General features: G+C 61.0%; 17 protein-coding genes and 1 pseudogene. 7 read left to right on the top strand and 11 right to left on the bottom strand.

Annotated features, from left to right (window positions below; all coding sequences use genetic code 11):
* Positions 1–637 precede the first annotated feature (637 nt).
* Complete coding sequence (locus tag AC5RWD_RS03600) at positions 638–2,284, top strand: ABC-F family ATP-binding cassette domain-containing protein (protein WP_494018725.1); 1,647 nt, start codon at positions 638–640, stop codon at positions 2,282–2,284.
* Positions 2,285–2,586: 302 nt separating this feature from the next.
* Here AC5RWD_RS03600 and AC5RWD_RS03595 read toward each other — a convergent pair whose 3' ends face one another.
* Both AC5RWD_RS03595 and AC5RWD_RS03590 read right to left on the bottom strand, forming a co-directional pair.
* Positions 2,587–3,087: a hypothetical protein gene (locus tag AC5RWD_RS03595; protein WP_494018724.1), complete on the bottom strand. Its 501-nt coding sequence runs from the start codon at positions 3,085–3,087 to the stop codon at positions 2,587–2,589.
* 282 nt (positions 3,088–3,369) lie between these two features.
* Positions 3,370–3,513 carry a hypothetical protein gene (locus tag AC5RWD_RS03590; RefSeq protein ID WP_494018723.1) on the bottom strand — a complete coding sequence of 48 codons (144 nt, stop codon included), beginning with the start codon at positions 3,511–3,513 and terminating at the stop codon, positions 3,370–3,372.
* 514 nt (positions 3,514–4,027) lie between these two features.
* Here AC5RWD_RS03590 and AC5RWD_RS03585 point away from each other — a divergent pair.
* The 5 genes from AC5RWD_RS03585 to AC5RWD_RS03565 all read left to right on the top strand — a co-directional run bounded on the left by AC5RWD_RS03585 (position 4,028) and on the right by AC5RWD_RS03565 (position 7,828).
* On the top strand, positions 4,028–4,561 hold the full coding sequence (locus tag AC5RWD_RS03585; RefSeq protein WP_494018722.1) for a hypothetical protein: 534 nt from the start codon (positions 4,028–4,030) through the stop codon (positions 4,559–4,561).
* Between the two features lie 442 nt (positions 4,562–5,003).
* Positions 5,004–5,741 (top strand): sensor histidine kinase, encoded by a 738-nt coding sequence (locus AC5RWD_RS03580; RefSeq protein WP_494018721.1) that lies wholly within the window; start codon positions 5,004–5,006, stop codon positions 5,739–5,741.
* Complete coding sequence (locus AC5RWD_RS03575; protein ID WP_494018720.1) at positions 5,738–6,424, top strand: response regulator; 687 nt, start codon at positions 5,738–5,740, stop codon at positions 6,422–6,424. Before AC5RWD_RS03580 ends, AC5RWD_RS03575 begins: the two co-directional genes overlap by 4 nt.
* A 438-nt stretch (positions 6,425–6,862) precedes the next feature.
* Positions 6,863–7,324 (top strand): hypothetical protein, encoded by a 462-nt coding sequence (locus AC5RWD_RS03570; RefSeq protein WP_494018719.1) that lies wholly within the window; start codon positions 6,863–6,865, stop codon positions 7,322–7,324.
* A 45-nt stretch (positions 7,325–7,369) separates the two neighbouring features.
* Positions 7,370–7,828, top strand: a complete 459-nt coding sequence (locus AC5RWD_RS03565) for a hypothetical protein (protein WP_494018718.1) — start codon at positions 7,370–7,372, stop codon at positions 7,826–7,828.
* A 764-nt stretch (positions 7,829–8,592) separates the two neighbouring features.
* Here AC5RWD_RS03565 and AC5RWD_RS03560 read toward each other — a convergent pair.
* The 4 genes from AC5RWD_RS03560 to AC5RWD_RS03545 all read right to left on the bottom strand — a co-directional run bounded on the left by AC5RWD_RS03560 (position 8,593) and on the right by AC5RWD_RS03545 (position 14,241).
* On the bottom strand, positions 8,593–9,297 hold the full coding sequence (locus tag AC5RWD_RS03560; protein WP_494018717.1) for a hypothetical protein: 705 nt from the start codon (positions 9,295–9,297) through the stop codon (positions 8,593–8,595).
* A gap of 1,737 nt (positions 9,298–11,034) precedes the next feature.
* Positions 11,035–11,328 (bottom strand): hypothetical protein, encoded by a 294-nt coding sequence (locus tag AC5RWD_RS03555; protein WP_494018716.1) that lies wholly within the window; start codon positions 11,326–11,328, stop codon positions 11,035–11,037.
* Between the two features lie 121 nt (positions 11,329–11,449).
* Complete coding sequence (locus tag AC5RWD_RS03550; RefSeq protein WP_494018715.1) at positions 11,450–13,183, bottom strand: hypothetical protein; 1,734 nt, start codon at positions 13,181–13,183, stop codon at positions 11,450–11,452.
* Positions 13,184–13,518: 335 nt separating this feature from the next.
* The gene (locus tag AC5RWD_RS03545) at positions 13,519–14,241 is read right to left on the bottom strand and encodes an HNH endonuclease family protein (protein ID WP_494018714.1); all 723 of its coding nucleotides are present in this window, start codon (positions 14,239–14,241) and stop codon (positions 13,519–13,521) included.
* Positions 14,242–14,726: 485 nt separating this feature from the next.
* Between AC5RWD_RS03545 and AC5RWD_RS03540 the strand changes: the two genes are divergently transcribed.
* A complete protein-coding gene (locus tag AC5RWD_RS03540; RefSeq protein WP_494018713.1) occupies positions 14,727–15,455 on the top strand; it encodes a hypothetical protein in 729 nt (242 codons plus the stop codon).
* 831 nt (positions 15,456–16,286) lie between these two features.
* Here AC5RWD_RS03540 and AC5RWD_RS03535 read toward each other — a convergent pair.
* The 5 genes and pseudogenes from AC5RWD_RS03535 to AC5RWD_RS03515 form a co-directional block, all read right to left on the bottom strand.
* Positions 16,287–16,436: pseudogene (locus tag AC5RWD_RS03535) on the bottom strand (aldehyde dehydrogenase family protein); the annotation flags it as partial.
* Positions 16,437–16,469: 33 nt separating this feature from the next.
* The gene (locus AC5RWD_RS03530) at positions 16,470–17,852 is read right to left on the bottom strand and encodes an MFS transporter (RefSeq protein WP_494018712.1); all 1,383 of its coding nucleotides are present in this window, start codon (positions 17,850–17,852) and stop codon (positions 16,470–16,472) included.
* A 46-nt stretch (positions 17,853–17,898) separates the two neighbouring features.
* Complete coding sequence (locus AC5RWD_RS03525; RefSeq protein WP_494018711.1) at positions 17,899–19,137, bottom strand: NAD(P)/FAD-dependent oxidoreductase; 1,239 nt, start codon at positions 19,135–19,137, stop codon at positions 17,899–17,901.
* Positions 19,138–19,140: 3 nt separating this feature from the next.
* Positions 19,141–19,464: a 2Fe-2S iron-sulfur cluster-binding protein gene (locus tag AC5RWD_RS03520; protein ID WP_494018710.1), complete on the bottom strand. Its 324-nt coding sequence runs from the start codon at positions 19,462–19,464 to the stop codon at positions 19,141–19,143.
* Positions 19,465–19,498: 34 nt separating this feature from the next.
* A complete protein-coding gene (locus AC5RWD_RS03515; protein ID WP_494018709.1) occupies positions 19,499–20,815 on the bottom strand; it encodes a cytochrome P450 in 1,317 nt (438 codons plus the stop codon).
* Positions 20,816–20,834: the final 19 nt, after the last annotated feature.

The raw sequence follows: 20,834 nt of genomic DNA, 5'->3' as shown, positions 1-20,834 counted from the left end.
CTGCCGCTGTTCACGTTCTGGAGAATCTGGGCGGCTGACCGCCTGCCGCATTCTGGCGCACTGAACATGGGCCACCTTCTCCGAATCCTGTATGTCTCATAACCGAGACGTCTCACTGTGTGAGTAAGCCCTTCGACGGCACTGGGAGAGTTTCTGCAGAACAGCGCAAGTTGGACGGCAGACTGCGCTTCTCGTAACTGTGTTGCATAACCTTCCGACTGAATCCGCCCGGGTGGTCATCATTAGTAATGAGACACAAGATGGTCAGCCGTCCTGTCGCGGTTTCCTGCCCCGCCGCCGGCCGCGCTGCCAGCCTGGCAGCGCCCGGTCCAGTTCCTGAATCTTGACCTCGTCCAACTCGCCGCGGTGGAGTTTGGCGCGCTGGTAGTGCAGCCATACCTGAAGCGGGAAGCATTCGGCCCGTTATTAGGCCAGCGGCAAAGGTCGTGGCCGGCAAAGTTGCCTTTGTTGAGCGCTTTTGCAAGACTGTTTTCCTCTATTCCCCAGTGTTAGGCCGATGTTTTGACGGGTATTTCAGGTTTCACGACGCCAACCGTGCGCTGACCTTTCCCTGATGCCCCTGGTGGGCCGGTGGGTGCAGCGCATTCGCTGAAACCACAGGAGCCCTCGGAGCATCATGTCTACAACAAAAAACCCGTCCATCACCCTGGCCGCCGTACGCCTTCAATGGCCGGACGGCACCAGTGCCCTCGCCGGGATCTCCGGAACATTCGGAACTGGCCGCACAGGTCTGGTGGGATCCAACGGCGCCGGAAAATCCACGTTGCTGCGCCTCATTGCGGGGATCCTCACCCCGACGAGTGGCCGAATCACCACGAATGGCCACGTCGGCTACCTTCCTCAGACACTCACCATCATCACGGACTCAACCGTGGCGGACCTGCTCGGCATCGGTCACAAAGTGAAGGCCCTGCGGGCGATTGAATCCGGCGACGCCTCGTTGGAGAACTTTGAGATTGTGGGCGATGACTGGGACATTGAAACCCGCGCGGACGAGTCCCTGGGACACATCGGCTTTTCAGGCGCGGACCTGGACCGGAACGTTGGCGAAATCTCGGGAGGCGAAGCCATGCTGGTCGCCATCACGGGACTGAGGCTCCAGAGAACAGCCATTACGCTCCTGGACGAGCCAACGAACAACCTGGACAGGGATGCACGAGCCAAACTGTCCGGCCTCCTGTCCTCCTGGCCGGGAACGCTGGTTGTGGTCAGCCACGACGTCGCCCTGCTGGAGTTGATGGACAACACGGCGGAACTGCATGGCGGGGAACTCACGGTCTTCGGAGGGCCCTACAGTGCTTGGCGATCCCACGTGGATGAGCAGCAGGCCGCAGCGGTTCAGGCTGCCCAAGCCGCGAAGCAGGCCGTGAAGATTGAGAAGCGCCAACGCCAGGAAGCTGAAGCGAAGCTGGCAAAACGCGCCCGCACCGGTCAAACCAGCTATGACAACAAGAAGGGCTCCAAGATTCTCATGAACCAGCGGGCCTCCGACGCACAGGTGTCAGCTGGGAAGCTGCGTTCGGGATCGGATGACAAGGTGAACACCGCCCAGGCTGCCCTGGACGCGGCCTCGTCCAGGATCAGGGAAGAGGAGCGGATCAGTGTGAATCTTCCCGATCCGGACGTTCCCCGCGGACGCCGGATCGCCGAGTTGCGGGGAACCAATCGCGCCTTCTTCGTGGAAGGGCCGGAACGGGTGGCCATAATCGGCGCAAACGGGGTGGGAAAGACCACGCTGCTCGAACGGTTGGTCAGCGGCGAACCTTCGACCGACAACGAGGGCGGATTCGGCGCCGCGGGCGGTCGTCTTCTCACCGAGCGGGCCGGTTACCTGCGGCAGCGACTCGATGGCCTGGACGAGGCCGCAACCACGTTAGAAAATATCCAGGCGGCTGCACCAAGCTTCCCTGCAGGTGAAATCCGCAACCAGTTGGCGCGGTTCCTGCTGAGGGGCGACAGTGTCTACCGGCCCGTTCATACTCTCTCAGGGGGCGAACGGTTCAGGGTTTCGCTTGCCAGGCTTCTCTTTGCCGAACCGCCGCCACAGGTACTGATTCTCGATGAGCCGACCAACAACCTCGATATCCAGAGCGTGGACCAGTTGGTGGAAGCGTTGAACGCTTACCGCGGCGCCGTCATCCTGGTCAGCCACGACGACGGATTCCTGGCCCGCCTCGATCTGGACCTGGTGCTGAGCCTGGACCATGACGGGTCACTCACCCAAATGCCATCGCTGCCCATTGGGTCACCAACGGGTGGCTGATGCCCTTGCCGCTGCCCTGCGTTGAGCGAGGTAGATGAGCACAGCGCAGGGGACTGCAAGCGCGTAGAACCACGTTGCCGAAGTGAACACTGCTCCATAAGAGTTTGCTTCCGCCAGTCCTGCGGAGGTTCCGCCGGAGCCAGCGAAAACCACAGTCAGCAGTGCCAAACCAATGGAACCGCCCAGTTGGTGTGCCGTATTGACCAATCCGGAAGCGGCGCCGTTATCGGCCGAGGCCACCCCGGACATGCCGAACTCGGTCAGCAGGATGATCGCGATTCCCTGACCAATTCCGAGCACGATCAGCGGGGCAGGACGCCCGGAAAGTACGCGGTGCCCGCGCCAGTGGTGCTAAGCCAGAGCATGCCTAAGCCGGCAAGGACCAGCGAAGCCACCAGCAGCGCGGGTTTGCCCAGCAACGAACTGAGGGGTCTGGTCACATAAACCATGAGGAAGAACAGGAGCGTCAGCGGGATGTAGGCGATGCCCGCTTCGAAAGCACTGAATCCCAGCACGTTCTGGAGGGACTGGGATAGGAAATAGAAGGTGGAGAACATGGCCCCCACGATCAGGATGCGGATGACGTAGGCGCCGGACCGGGTAGTGTCCCTGAATAGGCGGAGGGGCGTGACGGGCCGCTCGGCACGGCGCTCGATGAGAACGAACGCCAGGAGCACGACCAGGGCTGCCCCGAGTGAAACGATCGTGGCCAGGTTCCCCCACCCGGCGGCCCCGGCGTTCACCAGTCCATAGACCAGGGCAGACATACCGGCCGTGACCGTCAAAGCGCCCGCCACATCCACTGGGGGTAATCGTTGGCGGAAGGGCCTTCCACACAGGCACACGTGGATTTAGTGGAAATCTGATGAAGGGGATGCCCGGGAGCACCCAATAAGGATGCTGTGCTGGCAGGGACTTGGGGGAACGGAATGCGTCGCCGGTGCAATGGCGTGGACACCTCGTGGCACGGTGTTCCGGGGACGGTGAGAGGGACGTGATTGGTGATGACGGTGACGCCGTCGGCGAGAGGTGAGTTGCGCCGGAGACGGTGGCACCTTCGGGCTTGAACTGAGTCCGGCCGAGGTTTATCGATTGCTAACCGTCTGGGGTGTGCAGACGAAGAACGGGGGCTGGTCCACTTGTGCGAGCGGCACGATGAGCCACCGGCCGCCGTAGAACTCGACGTACGAGTCCGGGGTGCACCTCGCGAAGGCTTCTTCGCGTGTCATGGCCTATCCTTTCTTAGTTTCCTTCCCCGTACAGGCACTCCCAGAATGGCAGGGGCGCCACTGACTCGCGTCTCGCTAGCGGCTGACTTCATCGATACATCCTGGACCGGACGACAACCAAGAACGTACACAATTTGGGTTAGCCGAGGTCCGGCTCAGGATCCGCGGACGGTCGGGAACCTAGCCAAGACGCGGCTCGCCTGTATTGGTGGCGGTTGGCTGCTACCTCCCATGCACTACGCGGCCAAAACTCTATTTTCAGCCCTACTCCTGCCGACCTTCTGCAGATCGCAATCGATGTGGCGAAGTCAGGTTTCGTTATCCACCATCGAAAACTCGAGGGCAGGGGTACTCCGGAACCTAGCGAACAAGGAGTAGAGCATCGACAGCATTGCCTGACGTAACGCCACTTGATCAGCAGAGCTGACCGTCTTGCTCCACGTTGATGCCCGGAGCACACTGAGAACACAGCGCAGCAAATCCCCGACACTGCCGTCTAGGAGGTGGCAAGACCGTGAACGGTGACCCGGCAGTTGCTCCCGTCATTTCGCTTTTCGCACCTGCCCTGGGATCACCTTTGGCAAGAGGTGTATTGATGCTTGGACAGGCCGGAGTATCCGGGGTGTTTAGCCCGTGGCCAAAGTCCATCACCGGGAAGGAATTCGCCGTCTACGTCCCGGCCTACAAAGGGACACCGGCCCAGTGGCTGGCCCCGGCCAAAGTCCAGATAATCGAGGGCGTCGACAACCAGGGTGGCACATTGGGCGTTGTCAGCTTCACAGCAACATCAGTTCCCACCCGGACGCCCGGGGTAGCCTCGAGAGCAAAGTTCGATGAGGCATTGGCGCGGCCGAACGCGTCCCGATGGGATGCGGTGAGGGCATCCATAGGCGGTAACCTCGAAAAGCTCGCCAAACTCGACGGTTCAATGCCAAAGCGGAAGCTTATTCCAAAAACAGCCGCGATGCCGGAATGGTCCCCTCCCCTAAACGTTGCTGGCATCACGCCTGGTGATTTTGTTTGCCAACACATCTTGCGCTGGGATTGAAATTCCAGTGCGGATGCCTGCCATTTCGTATCGTGATTTCACGGTCGCGACAGTGGCCGTAGGACTCGACACCGTCTTCTTCACATCGTTGGTGGAAACTGCGGGGAGCAGGGGTTGGTCCGCAGTTGATGCGTCCTCCGCGATGGTTGTCCTCTTCAACCTGACAATCCTGCCTCTCTTGGCTCTTCGCCGTCACGCACCTATCGCTATTAGTCTCGGGCTATGCGTTTTCGCAGCCACTCTTACTCTTACTGTGGGATCGCGTCCTTTACTGAGCCTGTTCGTCGCGCTCTATACCGCGGCGGCGCTGCGGCCTCTGCAACAATGCGGATGGTGTCTGGCGGCAACTCTAGGGACGCACTCACTCATTGCCCTCTATGAAAGCTCGGCCGCACTGAGCAGCTGGGCTTCTGTCATCGGAGTAGTTGCCATCTTTTCGATGATGGACCTCGCGGTTTGGTTTTTCGGGAGGTCGGCCGCCGCAACGAGCCGCCGTGCACAGGAGCTGGTCGAGACGCGGGAGGCTATGGCAGCGGAGGCCGTGGCCTCAGAACGGTTGAGGATTGCGCGCGAGTTGCACGATATTGTCGCCCATGCTGTGACAGTCATGGTTCTGCAGGCATCGGGCGCTAGGCGGCAACTTACCCGAGACCCGGAACTCGCCGAGGCTGCTCTGCAGTCCGTCGAGGTCGTCGGCAAGCAAGCAATGGGGGAACTTCGCCGGCTTCTCGAAGTCCTACGGTCAGTCGCCGACAAGGATGCTCCCGGGGCTGGGACACCCGAGACACTGCAGAATATCGAAACACTCGTTAAACAGACCGAGGCTGCCGGAATAAGTGTCAACCTCTCCATACGGGGGCTAGCCGACTCGCTCGATCCAAGTGTCCAGATGGCTGCCTACCGCGTCGTGCAAGAGGCATTGACCAATGTAACCCGCCACGCAGGCCCGGGCTCCCATGCCTATGTAGTGCTGTTCAAACACGAAGAAAGCCTAGCCATCGATGTCGACAACGATCATGCCGGATCGGTCCCATCCGTAACCACAGAACTCAGCAGCGGGTACGGCCTGGTCGGGCTACGCGAACGGGTGAAGCTCATGGGCGGCGAACTCTCCGTCGGCCCCCGCGACGACGGCGGGTACCGGGTACATGCCACTCTGCCCACGGCCGTTCCATCATGATCCGCGTGCTGCTCGCCGATGATGAAGTCTTGATGCGTACGGGCATAGCCATGATCCTTGACGCCGAGCCTGACATAGAAGTTGTAGCCGTCGTAGACAACGGCAGTGCAGCCGTCACCAGCGTGGACGAGCTGAAACCAGACGTGGTGGTGATGGACGTTCGCATGCCCGTGATGGACGGAGTCGAGGCCACCAAGCGGATTATCGGATCAAATCCCACCAGTCAGCCAGGTCCTGCAGTTCTCGTGCTAACGACCTACCACGTTGACGAGGCGGTCCGGAGCTCTCTGCGTGCGGGGGCCTCTGGTTTCGTGCTCAAGGATGCCGCACCAGTGGAACTTGTTGCAGCCATACATGCCGTTGCCAACGGAGAGGCCTGGCTCGATCCAGCCGTAGCGAAACACCTATTGGCCGATTTTAAGGGTCGGCCGGAGCCGCCTCTGCCCAAATCAGAACAGATCGCTCGCCTAACACAACGAGAACGTGAAGTCCTGATACTTCTCGCCCACGGACTGCCCAACAGGGCCATTGCGGACCACCTGTTCATCTCCGAGGCCACCGTCAAAACTCATATCAGCCGCCTGTTGATGAAGATGGGGCTACACGATCGAGCCGGCGCCGTTGCTACGGCATACCGCACCGGACTCGTCGCTTCCGACGATCCGCTTCCACCGAGGTCTTAACCCGTCGGCCGACCTGCTACCGCGACTGCGCTCCGGCGAAACGGCGGGAAGCGCCCCCTTAGCCCAGGCTCGAACCGCTCTTGCTCAAGCACGCGAAGGTGCGCGCTTGAGATTGATAGCACCGGTCTTTTGGACGCCGTAAGCGAAATAGCGAGAGCAGCGGTGTCCGCAGGGCAGGGGGCGATAACTGCTCAGCAGAAGACACTAGTCACCCCGCTCTCGGCAGAGCCCCGCTTCCCGGCGCCCCCTCATCTCCGAACTTCACCCCGCATGAGGCATCAGATTCCTGCCTTACTGGCTCCCTAAAATGCATCAAATGCAGTAGGCCGTATATACCCTGTCAGGCCGACGATTCTCTGACTCATTCGGCTCATTCTTGAGCTGCAGGGCAACCCTGGATCCGAATAGCGGAACCGCCCTCAGGGAAAGAAGAAGAAAATGCAGTCACGAAACCCCCGGCTTGGAGTCACTCTGGCCGGATCAACCCTCGCTCTAGCGGCGCTCCTGACCGGCACTCAAGCCGCCTCCGCCACTGCGCCATCGCCCTCATCGAGTACCTCTTACCGCCTGGTTCTCGTCTCCCTGGACTGCAGGGAGACCGAGGACTGGCTAGGAGCCGATGAAGCATACCTCCGTGTGCATGGCGTTACGGTCTGGGGCCCGCAGAGCATGAATGACGGAGACTCGCTCGACATCAACCGCAGCGTCCCCTTCAGTTCAACCGCCAAGATCCGTCTTTACGACGCCGACACAGGGATCTTCGACAATGACGATTTCCTCGGAGAGGTTACAGCGTCCGCCAGCCAGGCCAACCGCGGCGAACAGTATGCCTCGTTTACCCAGGACGGAGCGAACTATCAGCTCACATACAGGGTCGTTCCCATCGGCCCTCACGCATAAATTCTGCAATCAAAGTTTCAACTATCGAGTGATCGGAGGATTTCAATGCACACCCATCCGTTTCGCACTGCAGGCATAGCTGCCATTCTCGCGGCCGGAGTGACGTTAACGGGCGTCGCTGTTCCCGCGTCGGCGGCAACCCTCTCTGTGCCAGCCAGTACCGCAAGCGGTACCTTCGCCCAATCCGGAACTAATAGATACGACGCCGCCCCGACTGCCCAGTTGTTGGCCAACAAACCGCCGGTTTCCCTAAAGTTTCACTGGTGGGGGGCCCGTCTATCCCTTAACCGCGAGGCCGGATGCTGGGCCAGCATGGGCCACCCCGAGTTTGAAAAGCTCTTGGATGCGATACCTGAGCCTTGGCGAACAATAGTCAAGGCAGCCATCGCCGCTCACAAATGGCTAATCAACAAACGCATGGGGTCCGAGGGTATATACATCGACTTCAACTGGGCCGGGTTCATCCACTTCATGGGCCCTGAGGGCGATCTCCAGCCCTGCTGAAGCAATCCATATTCAGCATGCAAACTGTTTGTAATGCCCGTCGGTGACATAGCTGAGAACAACAACCGATCTCGTCCGCCCTCTCCGATTCGTGCAGAGGGCGGACGAGGAACGGTGGAGGCTTGAGCTTGCGTGGCAGCGACAACAATCCAGCGGCGTGGTAGCGCTCTATTCTGGCGTGGCAATGGTGCTCCAGACCATGTAACGGAAGAAAGCCCGCGGCTTCGTCGAACGCTCCGGGATGGTCGTCTGCGGCGCACTCCCCGGAGCCGAAATGGAAAAACTCAACAGCCGTCACCCTCTCCCGGGCTGCCGTGCGAGGAACCCCCCCCGGGCTGTTCTAAACCATGTGTTGGTAGCCAACGCTCAAGGTGACCACGCGGGGCTGTCCACAGTTGGGGTCAATCCGGGTTATCCACGGCTGGAAATCGGGAGCCATCAGGAAAGCTCCCTCAGCAGCAGTAGCGGTGGATAACCCATCAAGATTGTCCCCGGCTGTGGGCAGCCGAGCCAATAGTCCGAGAAACGGTGTTGGACTTTTACGCAAGAGGCTCTTGCGCAACCCAACTCTTGAGTCCTGCCCCTTGTCGCAAAACGCTAGGGTTCTGAGACATAGATGCCCGCCCCTATGGCAAACCGCCTTTTCAAGCTGCGACCTAACCGCCATTCTCGGCTAACAGTCGGTCGTGGTGGCTGGTTTGCCCGTTGCAATTCCGCAAAGACGCTTCACATAATGACTTTGCGGACCACTAGGGTAATGGTGCCTATTTATATTCCAGGCTGAGCAAGAGGGCCTTGAGTTGACGGAACTTCTCCGTTCCCGTCCAGGCATTGGCAACCTCAGGGGTTGCGAAGGCGGGCTTCTTCTCGTCCTGGAAGACCACAAAGGCAGAGATGACCCCGTTGGGCAGGAGCACTTGATTTGTTCCGGAATTGTCCTGGGACGGCAGGAACTCGTCGGCGATCCTGACGTCCATGAAATAGAACGGGCGGCCAGCGATGATGTCGTAACCGAAACCGAACTCTGTGGGCTTCCCAGCCTTATCAGTGATTCCGAGCACGGGCGCGTGATCCAGGACGGTCCGCTTGGCTGGACCGGCAGCGGCATCGCCATACATGCCGCTGAGGACACGGGCAACTTCTGACCCGGAGCTGTCTGTCACCACAGCAATCACGGAACCGGCCTTATCCTCCTCGGTCAGGTACGGACCCTGTTCGGTCTTGACCGCCCAGCCGGCCGGGTACCTGAACGAGATGTGCCCGTCAGGGAAAGTGAAACTGTGCCCTTGCAGAGTCTCCCCGTTCGGAGTAGATGAGGACGTGGTCGTTGCCGGTGTCGGTACAGCCGTGGACGTCGGGGTAGCCACTGGTAACGCGACGGACCGCTGCGGCCCACCCGGCTGGGCGCTACAGGCCGTCCCGGTGAGCACAACGCCTGCCAGAGCGGCTGCTGCCATCGAGTGGTGCATGCTGCGTGTCTTCAATTTGCTCTCCGAAGGGAAGAGGTGCGCGGACAGGTGACCTCCGGACAGAGGATACCGCTCGCAGCCGATGTTGAACACGACCGCATAAAACGGACGCACCCCAGAAAGTCCGACGAGCAGCAAAGGAGCGCCGGCTCACCTCGCTCAGCGGAGAGTTGCGCGAAAAGAAAACCGCTCAAGACGGTCGGAGAAGGGTGACTGACGTGCCGGGAAACGTAATCGGCTATGCCAGAGTGAGCGCACCCGGGGACAATCGCTGGGCTCTCAGGTTTGACGCGCTGGTCGCCGCAGCAGTTCGTGTCTTTCAGGAATATGGGACCCGTTCTTAGAGGGGAGCCGGCCCCTGAACGTCCGTGGTCCAAGACCAACCCGTTCCCGGGCTTCGCGTCGACTTTGAATGGCAAGGGTTGCAAAACGCCTCCGTGTAGCAGGTAGAGCCATTCCTTGCTTTGCGGGTTCTGACTCCAGAGGGTGGCAGTCTGGCTCCTGCGTTCGGATTCGAGCTGGGTTGGGCGGGTTAGCGTGTTTTGGTCTGGTTGCTAATCCGGCCGTCTCAGCTGCCGGTAGTCGTAGAGGACGATCTCCTCTGCCATTTGCAGCCCAACATGGTGCCGTCCTTGACGGCACCAGGTCTTGAATGCGCCCGTTGAAGGAGTCGTCGCCGATGACCACTTCACCGAGCTTGTAGCGAACGGGCACCGTGCTTGCACGGGCTAGGGTTTGATGGACGAACGCGGACAACCGCCGGGCTCGTGTGCTGGAAGCCGGCGGGCCGACATGAATTTTCCGCGAATGAGGAAGTCAGAGCCTTGCCGAACGCAGGCAGAAAGGATCACTTTAGGAAAAAATTGTTTCTACTACTTTGTCCACAACTTGTCCGGGGCTAAAATCACTTGCACTGCATGACGGCTAACCGCGCAGGTAACTGCTTCGTCGGCGATCTTCCAAGACGCCTTTCCAACGCCGCAAATCAACCGAAGCCCGAGTGGATTCAGAAGATGTTCTGAAAATGCGGCGTCTTTCTAATCTGTTGAACCTTGAGGACGTCCTCATGAGAACCACAAGAATCACGGTAGGATTGCTCGCTCTGATCTGGCTGGGAGGTACATTGTCGGCGAGCCCGCTGTCGCTGCAGCCAGCATTGTGAACATAGACGATGCCACACTGCGGGAAACCCAAGTTGTGCGGGGCAGCTTCTCATTCATTTGCGATGAAGGTGACACCGCGCATACAACTCTGGCCCTTTCCCAACCGAGAGGAAACAGGGAACGGGGCGAGCCAGTGACAGCAACGTCCACGGATACTTTCGATTGCTCAGGCGCTGAGCAAGGCCATAAATACATTGCCGAACCTGTTCGGGGGAAGTTCTCGCCAGGACCGGCACGAGCGACCCTGACTCTAGTGACGTGCACTCCTGAAGGAGTGTGTTCCGAACCGATTAGCTTCACAAAGGTGATTCAGCTTATTCCGGGGGTTTGAGCGAGGTTCGCCTTTTGTTCAAGGAAATGTCATGTTGAGAAGAGAGAAGCTGCGGTTAACACTACTGGCAGCAGGCGGGCTCCGCTTCCCAAGCTCTGCCAGCTTTTCCAGGCATGACAGCCAGGATCGCCCCCGGCAGGCGGGAAACGAACTAGGGCGTGTCTCCTAAAGCTGTCAGCCAGATGCTACCTGCCCGGAGAACGGCTCCGCTGCGGTAGGTGAGTTCGAGTTTGTCTTAGCGCGTTACCAAGGCCCGCCGCTGCTTGAAGATGTTGAAGTTCCGTTCGACAACGTTTCGGCCTGTGTCGTCGTCTTTATCGAAGGCCGGCGTCTGCCGCCGGTGGAGCCGCGTCGTTTTCGGTGATCGATCTGATCGGAGGTTTGCGGGATGACCGCCACGATAGCGCGGTCGCGCAGGTGGGTCCAGATCGCACGGGATGAGTAGGCTTTGTCACCGCGGACTCGGTCCGGGCGGGTTCGTGGCCTGCCCGGGCCGGCTCGATTGATCTTCAACTGGTCCATCAGGTGGGTGAACATCGGCGCGTCTTGACCTCACGACACAGGTCGGTTGGGTTTATGTCTGCGGACTAGAGGGTCGTGATGTTTTGCGCCTGGGGACCCTTCGGGCCCTGCTCGCAGCAATGAAAGTTTATGGGGCTTAGGGGATCCGGGATGTGGAGGCCGAGAACCTGGTAACCGTGGTGTAGCCGGCCTTTGATCCGACGATCCGAACTTTGATGGTGTCAAACCTGTCGGCGGTAACAAGCTTGTAGGTTTTTGCTGTGGCTCCCGCTATGGCGACGCCGGATCTGTACCACTGGTAGCGCAGGGTTGTCCCGCTGGTCCAGGTTCCCGGATTCGCGGTGAGGACGTAACCTGCCCGGCGGGTGCCGGAAATCGTAGGGGTAGGCGCGACGAGAGTGCCCGGGGTGATGCTTGCGGTCGGTGCGGACGCTTTTGTCACCGGCAGGTGGCCGGTCTTGGCGCCGGTTATTCTGACGCTGATCTGTTTGCCTGCGTCCGCCCCGGAGAGCACGTATGTTTTCGCGGTCGCGCCGGTGATGGCGACGCCGGCGCGGTACCACTGGTAGCGGAGGGTCACGGGCGCTGGACCCCAGGTACCGGGGACTGCGGTGAGGGTGTAGCCCACCTTTTTGGTACCGGTGATCGTCGGAAGGGGTCCCGTCAGGGCCGCGGGGAACGACGCGCTCCATGTGGTCTTCGCTCCCGGTGCAAGGATGTATCCGTTGCGGGCCCGTGCTGTCACGGTCACGGTGCCGGCTCCGGTGTATTTCCCGGCGGTGAGAACCTTGCCGGCGACGAGGTAGTCGATACCGGTTGTCGCGGGGATGGTGTATGTGGGGGTTGTCTTGCCGTCGACGCCGGCGAAGAGGACGGCCGCCGGAATCACAGGAGTTGAACGCTTGACGGTCACGGGGACGGTGACGGGTTCGTAGTAGTAGTCCACGTTATTGAGCACGTCCGGCGTCGGCACGAACGTCACATCCCATTGGCCGGGCATCGTTCCCTGGGGGAAGGTGATCTCCTGCTCCCAGTATCCGTCCCGGGGGTCTCCGGCTGTGAGGACCATGGGCCCGGGAAAGTACTCCTGCCCTGCCGCGTTGGACAGCGAAAAACCCGGCATTTCCGCACCGGCAGTGTCGGTCACGTGGGCCCTGACGACAATCGTGGCCGGACCGGCGCTAAGGTCCACGCTGGTTGGCGAAACCGACGAACTGACCAGGACTGGTGGGTCGGTGTCAGGAGCCCCCGCGGTGATCATGACCTCCCGCTCATTGCCGCCCATCCAGTCGGTATTGCCGAGGAGATCCTGCAGGGCGGATGTTCGGAGCGTCCACAGGCCGGAAGCCACCCCTGACGGGACTTTAATGGTTCCTTCCCAGGTTCCGTCTGTGACATCTCCGGCGATAAGCGTCATCGGTGCTTGGAGGAACTGGTTGGCCTCAAAGTTGGTCAGCGTAACTGTTGGGGCGACCGTACCGGCGGGGTCGGTGATGTGGGCGGTCAGGTTGACTGGCGCGGGTCCGCCGGTGACGTCCAGCTCCGACTCGGAGGCAGTCAGGCTCCACAGCATTGGGTTCTCGGTGTCCGTGCCGGAGGCTGCAACCGTGACGGTCTGGGTGATCTCCGGGGGGTCGATGTAGTTTCCGAAAACGTCCTGGAGACCAGACTGCGTCCACATGATCTTGTATCTTCCGGACGGCGTGCCGCGGGGGACCGTCACCGTCGTTTTCCAGATACCGTCCTGCGCAGTCCCACTGGTCAGGACCATGGGATCGCTGGGCAGGAACTGGCCAACAACCGGGTGGTACATCTCAATCTTCGGGGGCATAACGCCGGAAACGTCGGTGACGTGCACGCTGACCGTCACTTGGGCAGGCCCGACGCCGGGTTCACACTCGCCGGAGTCATCGAGGAACCGACCAACACAGGGGCAGAGTGGTCCGTGCCGACCAGGGCCATTGGAGTTATGGCGGCGCCCGCTGGCCCAGCGACCATGCCTAGGGCAAGACCAACGGCAGCCGTGAGGGCCGAAAACCTCAGGAGTCGTGACACGACCATGTTTTTGATTCCCTCCAACTGGCGGACCGGCAACATGGACGGCCGTCAAGACAAATTCGGATACTACGAGAAAGAGTTGAACAATGCGGAAGCCAGATGCCCGCGGACGAAGGTGGCCGCGCGGCTTTCCTGGATGGGGAGGTCCTAGACGCGGGTGACTGTCAGCGTGACGTTGGGGCAGGCGTTTGCCCAGCGCGTCAAGGCAGCCTTTTCGGAGCTGTCGACCCTAAGCCCCCAACGGATTTTCACCGCGACCCACTGACCGATGTAGTAGCACTTGTTGGCCGGCGGCAGCCACGCTTCCGGTCCTTTTGCCTGCTTCGAGGCATTCAGCGCCGACGTCTGAGCATTCAAGGTGCGGGAGTCGGCCAGATCGTTGTAGAACGCCACGCGGCGTGCCTGGGTCCAGGACCGGGCCCCCGATCCCCACGCCTCGGCAACAGGAACGGTGTGGTCGATCTGCACGGTGGAAGGAGAGGTATGAACACGGTTGTCCCACGTGGTCACCCACCGTCCCTTGCTAACGGTGCATCCGCGGCTTGTGTACGTCGGCCGGACCTTCGATTCCGAGACCAGGACTTCATGGCGCGTGTTCTGGCAGTCGCCATTGGTGTCCTTCCACACGCCAAAATACCGGTCCCTGTCATACCCTGCGTTGACCTCGGCAGAAACAACCAAGGCACGGACCGCCGTTCGCAGCGGTGCCTTATACACCGTCGCGGCCTCAGCCGGTACGGAGAGCCCGGTAAGCAGAAGGCCGGCAGCGACACCGGCTGCGGCGGCCGCCCGCGCCAGGGACATCGCCCGCCCGGGTTGGAAAATGAGCTTCGCCGTGACCCGGAATCGTGCTGAACCGCTGACGTACATGATTTCCCCCAATGGAACGCAAAGAGATATTGCCTGGACAACTTGAGCTATTGCTTGAAGCTAACAGTGAAATGCTGCAGGCACAGGCAGGATGCCTAACCTTCGAGGGCCGACTACGTATCCGCTGCCGTTCCCCATGAATAGTCCGCCCAGGGTGCCAGCCTGCGGGTGAGACGACCGTTCCCTGGTCCCAAGGCCCTGAACTTTGAGGCAACTCCTACGGAAGCTTCGTCGGCTGGGACAGGAACGGCAAGAACGTCACGTCACCCATTTTCAGGTGGGGATCTCAAGGTTCCATCAAGATAACCGCGCTTGAATCTCAGGATTGGCGCAGGACTTCTGGAATCGGTGGATCCTTCCCCTGAGGCCGAGTACTTTCATTCACAGGGCTTTTCACCGATGCCTGCTACCCGTGGGGGGTGGACCCAAGCGGCCCGTTGAAATCCCCCTTAACCGAGCGGCAGCAGCCGACACATTGGGGGAACATGTCCGGAATTTTCAAGCGAAACCTCTCGGCCGCGACTGTTGCGGTTCTGGCAGGCGCAGGACTCCTCCTGGGTCCGGCACCGGCCTTGGCCGCAACATTCTGCGGCCCCGGGCAGTCAGGCTTCGTATCGAGCACCGACCAGGTCCTGCACTGCGCCGCCGACCTGAAGACCACAGTGCCCTCCATCAGCGGAACCGTAATGCAGGGCATGACACTGAAGGCAGCCCCCGGATCGACCTGGAGAGCGCCCGTTGGCAAAGGATTCCCGGTGGAACCCTTGCTCACCTACCAGTGGCAGCGAAACGGTGCACCCATCAGCGGGGCCCGGGCAGCCACCTACAAGCTCACCGCCGCCGATGTAGGACGCAAGATCACAGTCACCATGCTGACCAACCTCTTCGACGGCCGCCTGCAGATCTCCTGGACCTCCGCGTCGACCGGCACCGTTATCGCCCCGACAGTACTTAATGTCGTCAAGCCCACGGTCCGCGGTGTGGCCCTCGTGGGCAGAACACTGTCCGTGAGCGTCGGCACGTGGCACGTCACTCCGACCCGGTACTCATACCAGTGGCCGCGAAACGGCGTCGCGGTCAAGGGAGCAACCGGCGCCAGCTACCGGTTGACCACGGCCTACGAAGGCAGAAAGGTCTCCGTAAAGGTAGTCGCCGCAAGAACCGGATACCTGAGCGGATCCGGCCTCTCCAACGCAACCGCCATCGTCCGCTAAAGCATGCTCGTCCCGGGCGATGATGCTGAGATGCGGTTCCCAGTGTGCCGTCACGCGCGGCCTCAGGGGTTCGTCGCGTAGCGAGATGAGTAGGGGTTCCGCTTCGCTTCCCTAATGGCCTTGCGCGCAGCCCCTTGCTGTCCGGTTGGACCAGCCGGGTTGCCTTGCGTGCCGGTTTGGAAGCGAGCGGTGCCAGGCCGGCGGCGAGCTGCGACACAGGCAGCGGGCCCTATCTGCGCAGACGGGTAGCGCCGGGAGGTGAGAAACGGGTAGACGCTACGCGTGCCCACAGCGCCGCATCCCGGTTGACTGGACCTAGGGCCGGCGGCGAGAGGAGCCTTCTGAGACCGGGCACCTCCCCCCAGCCGCCGCCGGCCCCACAGGGGTCACCTCATGGGTGCGGGTCCAGTCTGTACGCCGCATCGGCACATGTCTCCACAAGGCGGTCTCCGGTGGACGCCGCCCTTGGGCTGGCTGGTCATTAGGTAGGTATGAGTCCGTTGGTTATCCGACACGACTGATCGATGTCCGCGGAATATCCATATGTGACCGACCTTGGGATGCGTCGATAGTGTCAGGTTGGGCTCAGATAGTTTCTTGGGCCTGTGTCAGAAAAGCAGAATCTGGACTCTATTCTGACGACTCTTCGGTTACGTCCCTGACGTCAGGTTGGGGTGTACTCCAACTGGGCGGGCCCCGGGGCCTGTGACTGTTAGTCCAGCATTCCGAGGACGCGTGCCGGAGTTTCTGCGGGCACTGCCTCTGTAATGACTGCCTTGTCCGGCGGATTGCTGGCGGATGTGGAGCGTGCTCGGGTCAGGACTGGAGAGATTAAGAGTGGACGAACTCTTCAAGTCCCGCGATGCGGCTTTCTCGACCGAAGCCCGAGCGTTTGGTCCCGCCGAAGGGAGCGATGGGCTTGAATTTCCCTCCATTGATGTAAACGGTGCTGGCGTTTAGCCGTGGGTGCATGGGTTGCCACTTGTTCGTTGTCTGACCACGGGCCCTGTGCTGCTAGACGGATGCGTTTTCGTAGGCTGGTTCTCTGCGTTTATCGAAGATTGTGGCTCCGACTTCCTGTTCGGCCTGGTTGTTGATGGAGAGGTCGATGCCTGGCCGGTCCCGCAGGATTAGGACGGCGATTACGGATAGTAGGGTCATGCCGAGCAGGTAAAGGGAAACCGAAGCGCTGCTGCCCGTGGATTGTATGAGTGCCTGGGCGATGGTCGGTGCGAACGCACCGCCTAGGATGGCGCCGATGGCGTAGGAGATGGAAACGCCTGAGAAGCGGACTGAGGCCGGGAAGATCTCGCTGTACCAGGCTGCCTGGGGTCCGTAGCTGAGTCCTAGTCCGATGGTGAACAGGCCTAGGGCGAGGTAGAGCAGGGGCAGTGAGCCGGTGTCGATGAGCCAGAACAGTGGGAAGACCATGAGTGCCTGGGAGGCGAAGCCGATCAGGTAGGTGCGTTTGCGCCCGATCTTGTCTGCCAGGTAGCCGGATAGAAGCGTGAAGAGGAACCACATGGCGGCGGCAAAGGTGATGGCAAGGAGTACGTCGGTGCGGTCCAGGCCTACCTGGCTTGTGGCGTAGCTGGGGATGAATCCTCCGGTGGCCATGTAGCCGGCGGCGTTGTTTCCCGCGAAGACGAGTGCGGCGAGCAGGACCAGCAGCCAGTGTTTGCGGAACAGTTCGGCGGCCGGGACTTTGGTCTGTTGTTTTTTGGTGGCGATTTCCTGGAACACGGGGGATTCGTCGACTGCGCGCCGGACCATGTATCCGACGCCGATCAGAACGATGCTGAGCAGGAAGGGCACGCGCCAGCCCCATTCGATGAAGGCTGTTCCGGGGGAGACCCATCCGGTCATAACAGCTGTGACTCCGGAGGCCAGGAGCATGCCCAGCGGTACTCCGAGTTGAGGGAAGGCTCCGGCGCGGCCGCGGTGGTCCCTTGGGGCGTGCTCGACGGCCATGAGTACTGCGCCTCCCCATTCGCCGCCTGCTGAGATGCCTTGGAGGATCCTGAGCAGCAGCAACATGACGGGGGCCAGGATTCCTGCAGTTTCGTAAGTTGGCAGGATTCCGATGAGTGTGGTGGCGGCTCCCATCAGGATGAGTGTTAGGACCAGCATTGGCCGTCGGCCGATGCGGTCGCCAAAGTGTCCGGCGAGGAAGGCTCCGAGCGGGCGGAAGAGGAAGCTTATCCCCACGGATGCGAATGCCAGCAGAAGCCCGATCGACTCGCCCGCGGGGGCAAAGAAGACTTGGGCAAAGACGAGTCCTGCGGCTGTGGCGTAGATGAAGAAGTCGTACCACTCGATGGTGGTTCCGACGATGGTGGCGAAGGCGACGCGGCGTTGCGTCTTTTTCGCCGCGGCGTCGGTTAATGCACTGGGCATGGTTTCTCCTGCGTTTGGGTGAAGGCGGTGTCTTGGGGGGAGAGTGCTAGGCGGGGTTTAGAAGTGCCTGCTGTGTATGTGCTTTCAGGTTGAAGCCTGGGGCTTGGGCTTCTTCGGGTGATGGTCCCAGGCCTGCGGATAGAAGTTTCCGGGCGGCCATATGGTCTGCTGCGGCATTTACGGATTCGACTGCTACGAGTTGGCCGTCCCGGTGGCACAGGACCGAGAATTTAGCTGCAGCGGGGTCTCCGATGAGTGTGGCTGTGTCACCGGCGCTGGACATTCCGGCCATCTGCAGGCGCAGTGTGCCTTGTGTTGACCAGAACCAGGGTGTTTCTTCGTAGTGGTCTGTTGCGCCAAGGATGACCTGTGCTGCGTGCCGCCCGTGCGCCGCAGCGTTCTGGACCGACTCGAGCCGGGTTCTGGTCCGGGTGTGGGGGTTTGGGTAGTTCGCGCAGTCGCCGATGGCGAGAATTCGGGGGTCTGAAGTTCTCAGGGACTGGTCTACGACGATGCCGTTGTTTGTTTCGAGTCCGGCCTTGGCGGCAATCTCGTCGTTGGGTATGACACCCACACCGACGACAATGAGATCAGCCGGGTAACGCCGATTTGTGGTGGAGTGGGCGGCACAGACCCGGCCATCAGGGCCAGCTTCAAAATGGCTGATGCCTTCTTCCAGACGAAGCTCGATACCGTTGCGTCGGTGCGCGTCGGTAAACCATTCGCTCATAACAGGCGTCAGGGCCCGGGCCATGGGTCGGGGGGCAAATTCCAGCACTGTCACGGAGCATCCGTGGGCTCTTGCGGCTGCAGCGAATTCCAGGCCAATAAATCCTGCTCCAATTACGATGACGTCCCGGGCTTGGGCGAGGGCCGCGTGGAGTTCTTCTGCGTCCTGCAGAGTCTTCAGGCTGTGAATGCCTGTCGTTTCCGCTCCGGGGCAGGTCAGTTTGCGGTTGCGGGAACCAGTGGCCAGGACAAGGTAGTCGTAGGGAAGCACAGTCCCGTCTGAGATGGTGACGGTCTTGTTGTCCCGGTCGATGTCCGTGGCGGAGACACCGGTGCGCAGGCCAATGTCGTTGTCGGTGTAGAAGGTTGCTGGCCGGAGTGGCAGGGCCTCAGGACGGCCGGCCGGGGCCAGGTAGTCCTTGGACAGGGGCGGGCGCTGATATGGCAGGCCCTCTTCCTCGGCGAGGATAGTAATGCTGTCGGTATATCCGCCGGAGCGGAGGGAGTCGGCCGCTTGAATGCCGGCCTGGCCGCCTCCGATGATGATTACCCCCATGGTTTAGACCTGGTCCGTGGGGACGTCGACGATGATCGCGTCGAGGTGTGCACCGACGCTCACCTGGCATCCAAGGCGGGACTGGCTTGTCCGCTCTGCCGTAGTGCAGTCGAGCATTTCGTCTTCGTCCTCGCTGAGCTCGGGCAATGCGTCCTCGAACTCGGGGCGCACATACACATGGCAGGTGGCGCACATGGCTTGGCCGCCGCATTCGCCGACAATTCCTTCAACGCCGTTGGCGACCGCGGCGCGCATGAGAGATGTCTTTTCCTCCACAGAGACGGTGTCGGATTTTCCGGTGGGCTGTACGAAGGTGATGGTTGGCATGATTCTTCCTTGGAGTGCTTGGATGGGGCTGGTTTCAGTTCCAGAGGACCGGCATTTTGATCAGTCCGCGGAATACCCAGCCGGCGTCGATAGAGGGGTTATCAGGGTCCAACCGCAGACTGGGCAGCCTGTCGAAGAGCGCGGGCATCGCCACTTGGGCCACCTGGGCGCGGGCGACCCAGGTCCCGGCGCAGAAGTGTGCGCCTCCACCGAAGCCAAGGTGCGGCTTCTTCGGCCGATGGATGTTGAACGTCTCCGGGTCGGTGAACACGGCAGGATCGCGGTTCGCGGCGCCGAGCACGACACCCAGCCGCGCTCCGGCGGGGAGGCGCACACCCTCGAGGACTGTTTCGCGGGTCGTCTGGCGCGGATACATCCCAATGGGCGCGACCCAGCGGACAGACTCTTCGAACGCGACGGAGAACAATTTCGGGTTCGCCAGCACGTCGGCCAGTTGGCCCGGGTTTGACAGCAGTGCCCAGACCGTTGTGGCCAGCACGTCACGGGGCTCGTTGAGGCCGCCGCCGATGGTCATCTTGAGGTTGGCCCTGATGGACTCAAGTGGAATAGGCATGGAGGCCAGCCCGGAAAGCAGCGATGGATCCGGGTTCTTACGCAGGTACGGGATCATGTCATCAATGGCCGCATCAACTTCTTTGGACGATGCTTCACTCTTGGCCCATACGGCGGGGTCATCGGCGTAGTTGCCGGTGCCATCGATCATCGTCTGGCTCCAGCGCTGGAAGTCCTCCTGGGTGGAGTTGTGGAAGCCACAGATCAGCCTGAGGTTTTCTGCCGCGTAGGGGGCGGCATAATCCCAGACGAAATCAGCGCCCGGGCCCTTGACGGCGAGCTCTTCCAGATAGTTGGTGTTGTTCTTCTCAAAGATTGATGCCCAGTGATTCTTGATCGTTCCGGGGCGCAGCGTGCTGCCGTAGGAGTCCCGGTCCACTTTGTGTTCCGGGTCGTCTTTGCGCAGCATCGAGTGGCCCATCGCCCGCTTCATCAGTGAACCGGATTCGTTGGCGGAAAACGTATCCGCGTCCTGTTCAATGGTGTGGCAGGCAGCGTAGCTGGTGACCATGTAGCGGTTCACTGCCGGCACCCAGTGCACCGGAGCTTCTTCACGCATGCGCCGGTACATAGGGAACGGGTCGCGGTACAGGTCCGGTATGGTCACCCAGTCAGCCACCGGGGCCTCAACGGCGGCCGCAGCAGCTGAGGAATCTGCGACGACACCGTGGTCCGCTGGAACAGCGGCCAGCAGTGCGCTCCGCTCCGCTGCATCTTCCGGCAGCGCCCCCGTGAACTGGCAGCCTGGGGCTTGGGGCGTTCCCTCGATGATCATCATTGGTCTCCTTAAGTGTTGC

The organism is Arthrobacter sp. CMU6 (genome assembly GCF_059090205.1).
The sequence above is the reverse complement of the archived record's forward strand: the minus strand, read 5'-3'. Positions and strand labels throughout refer to the sequence as shown.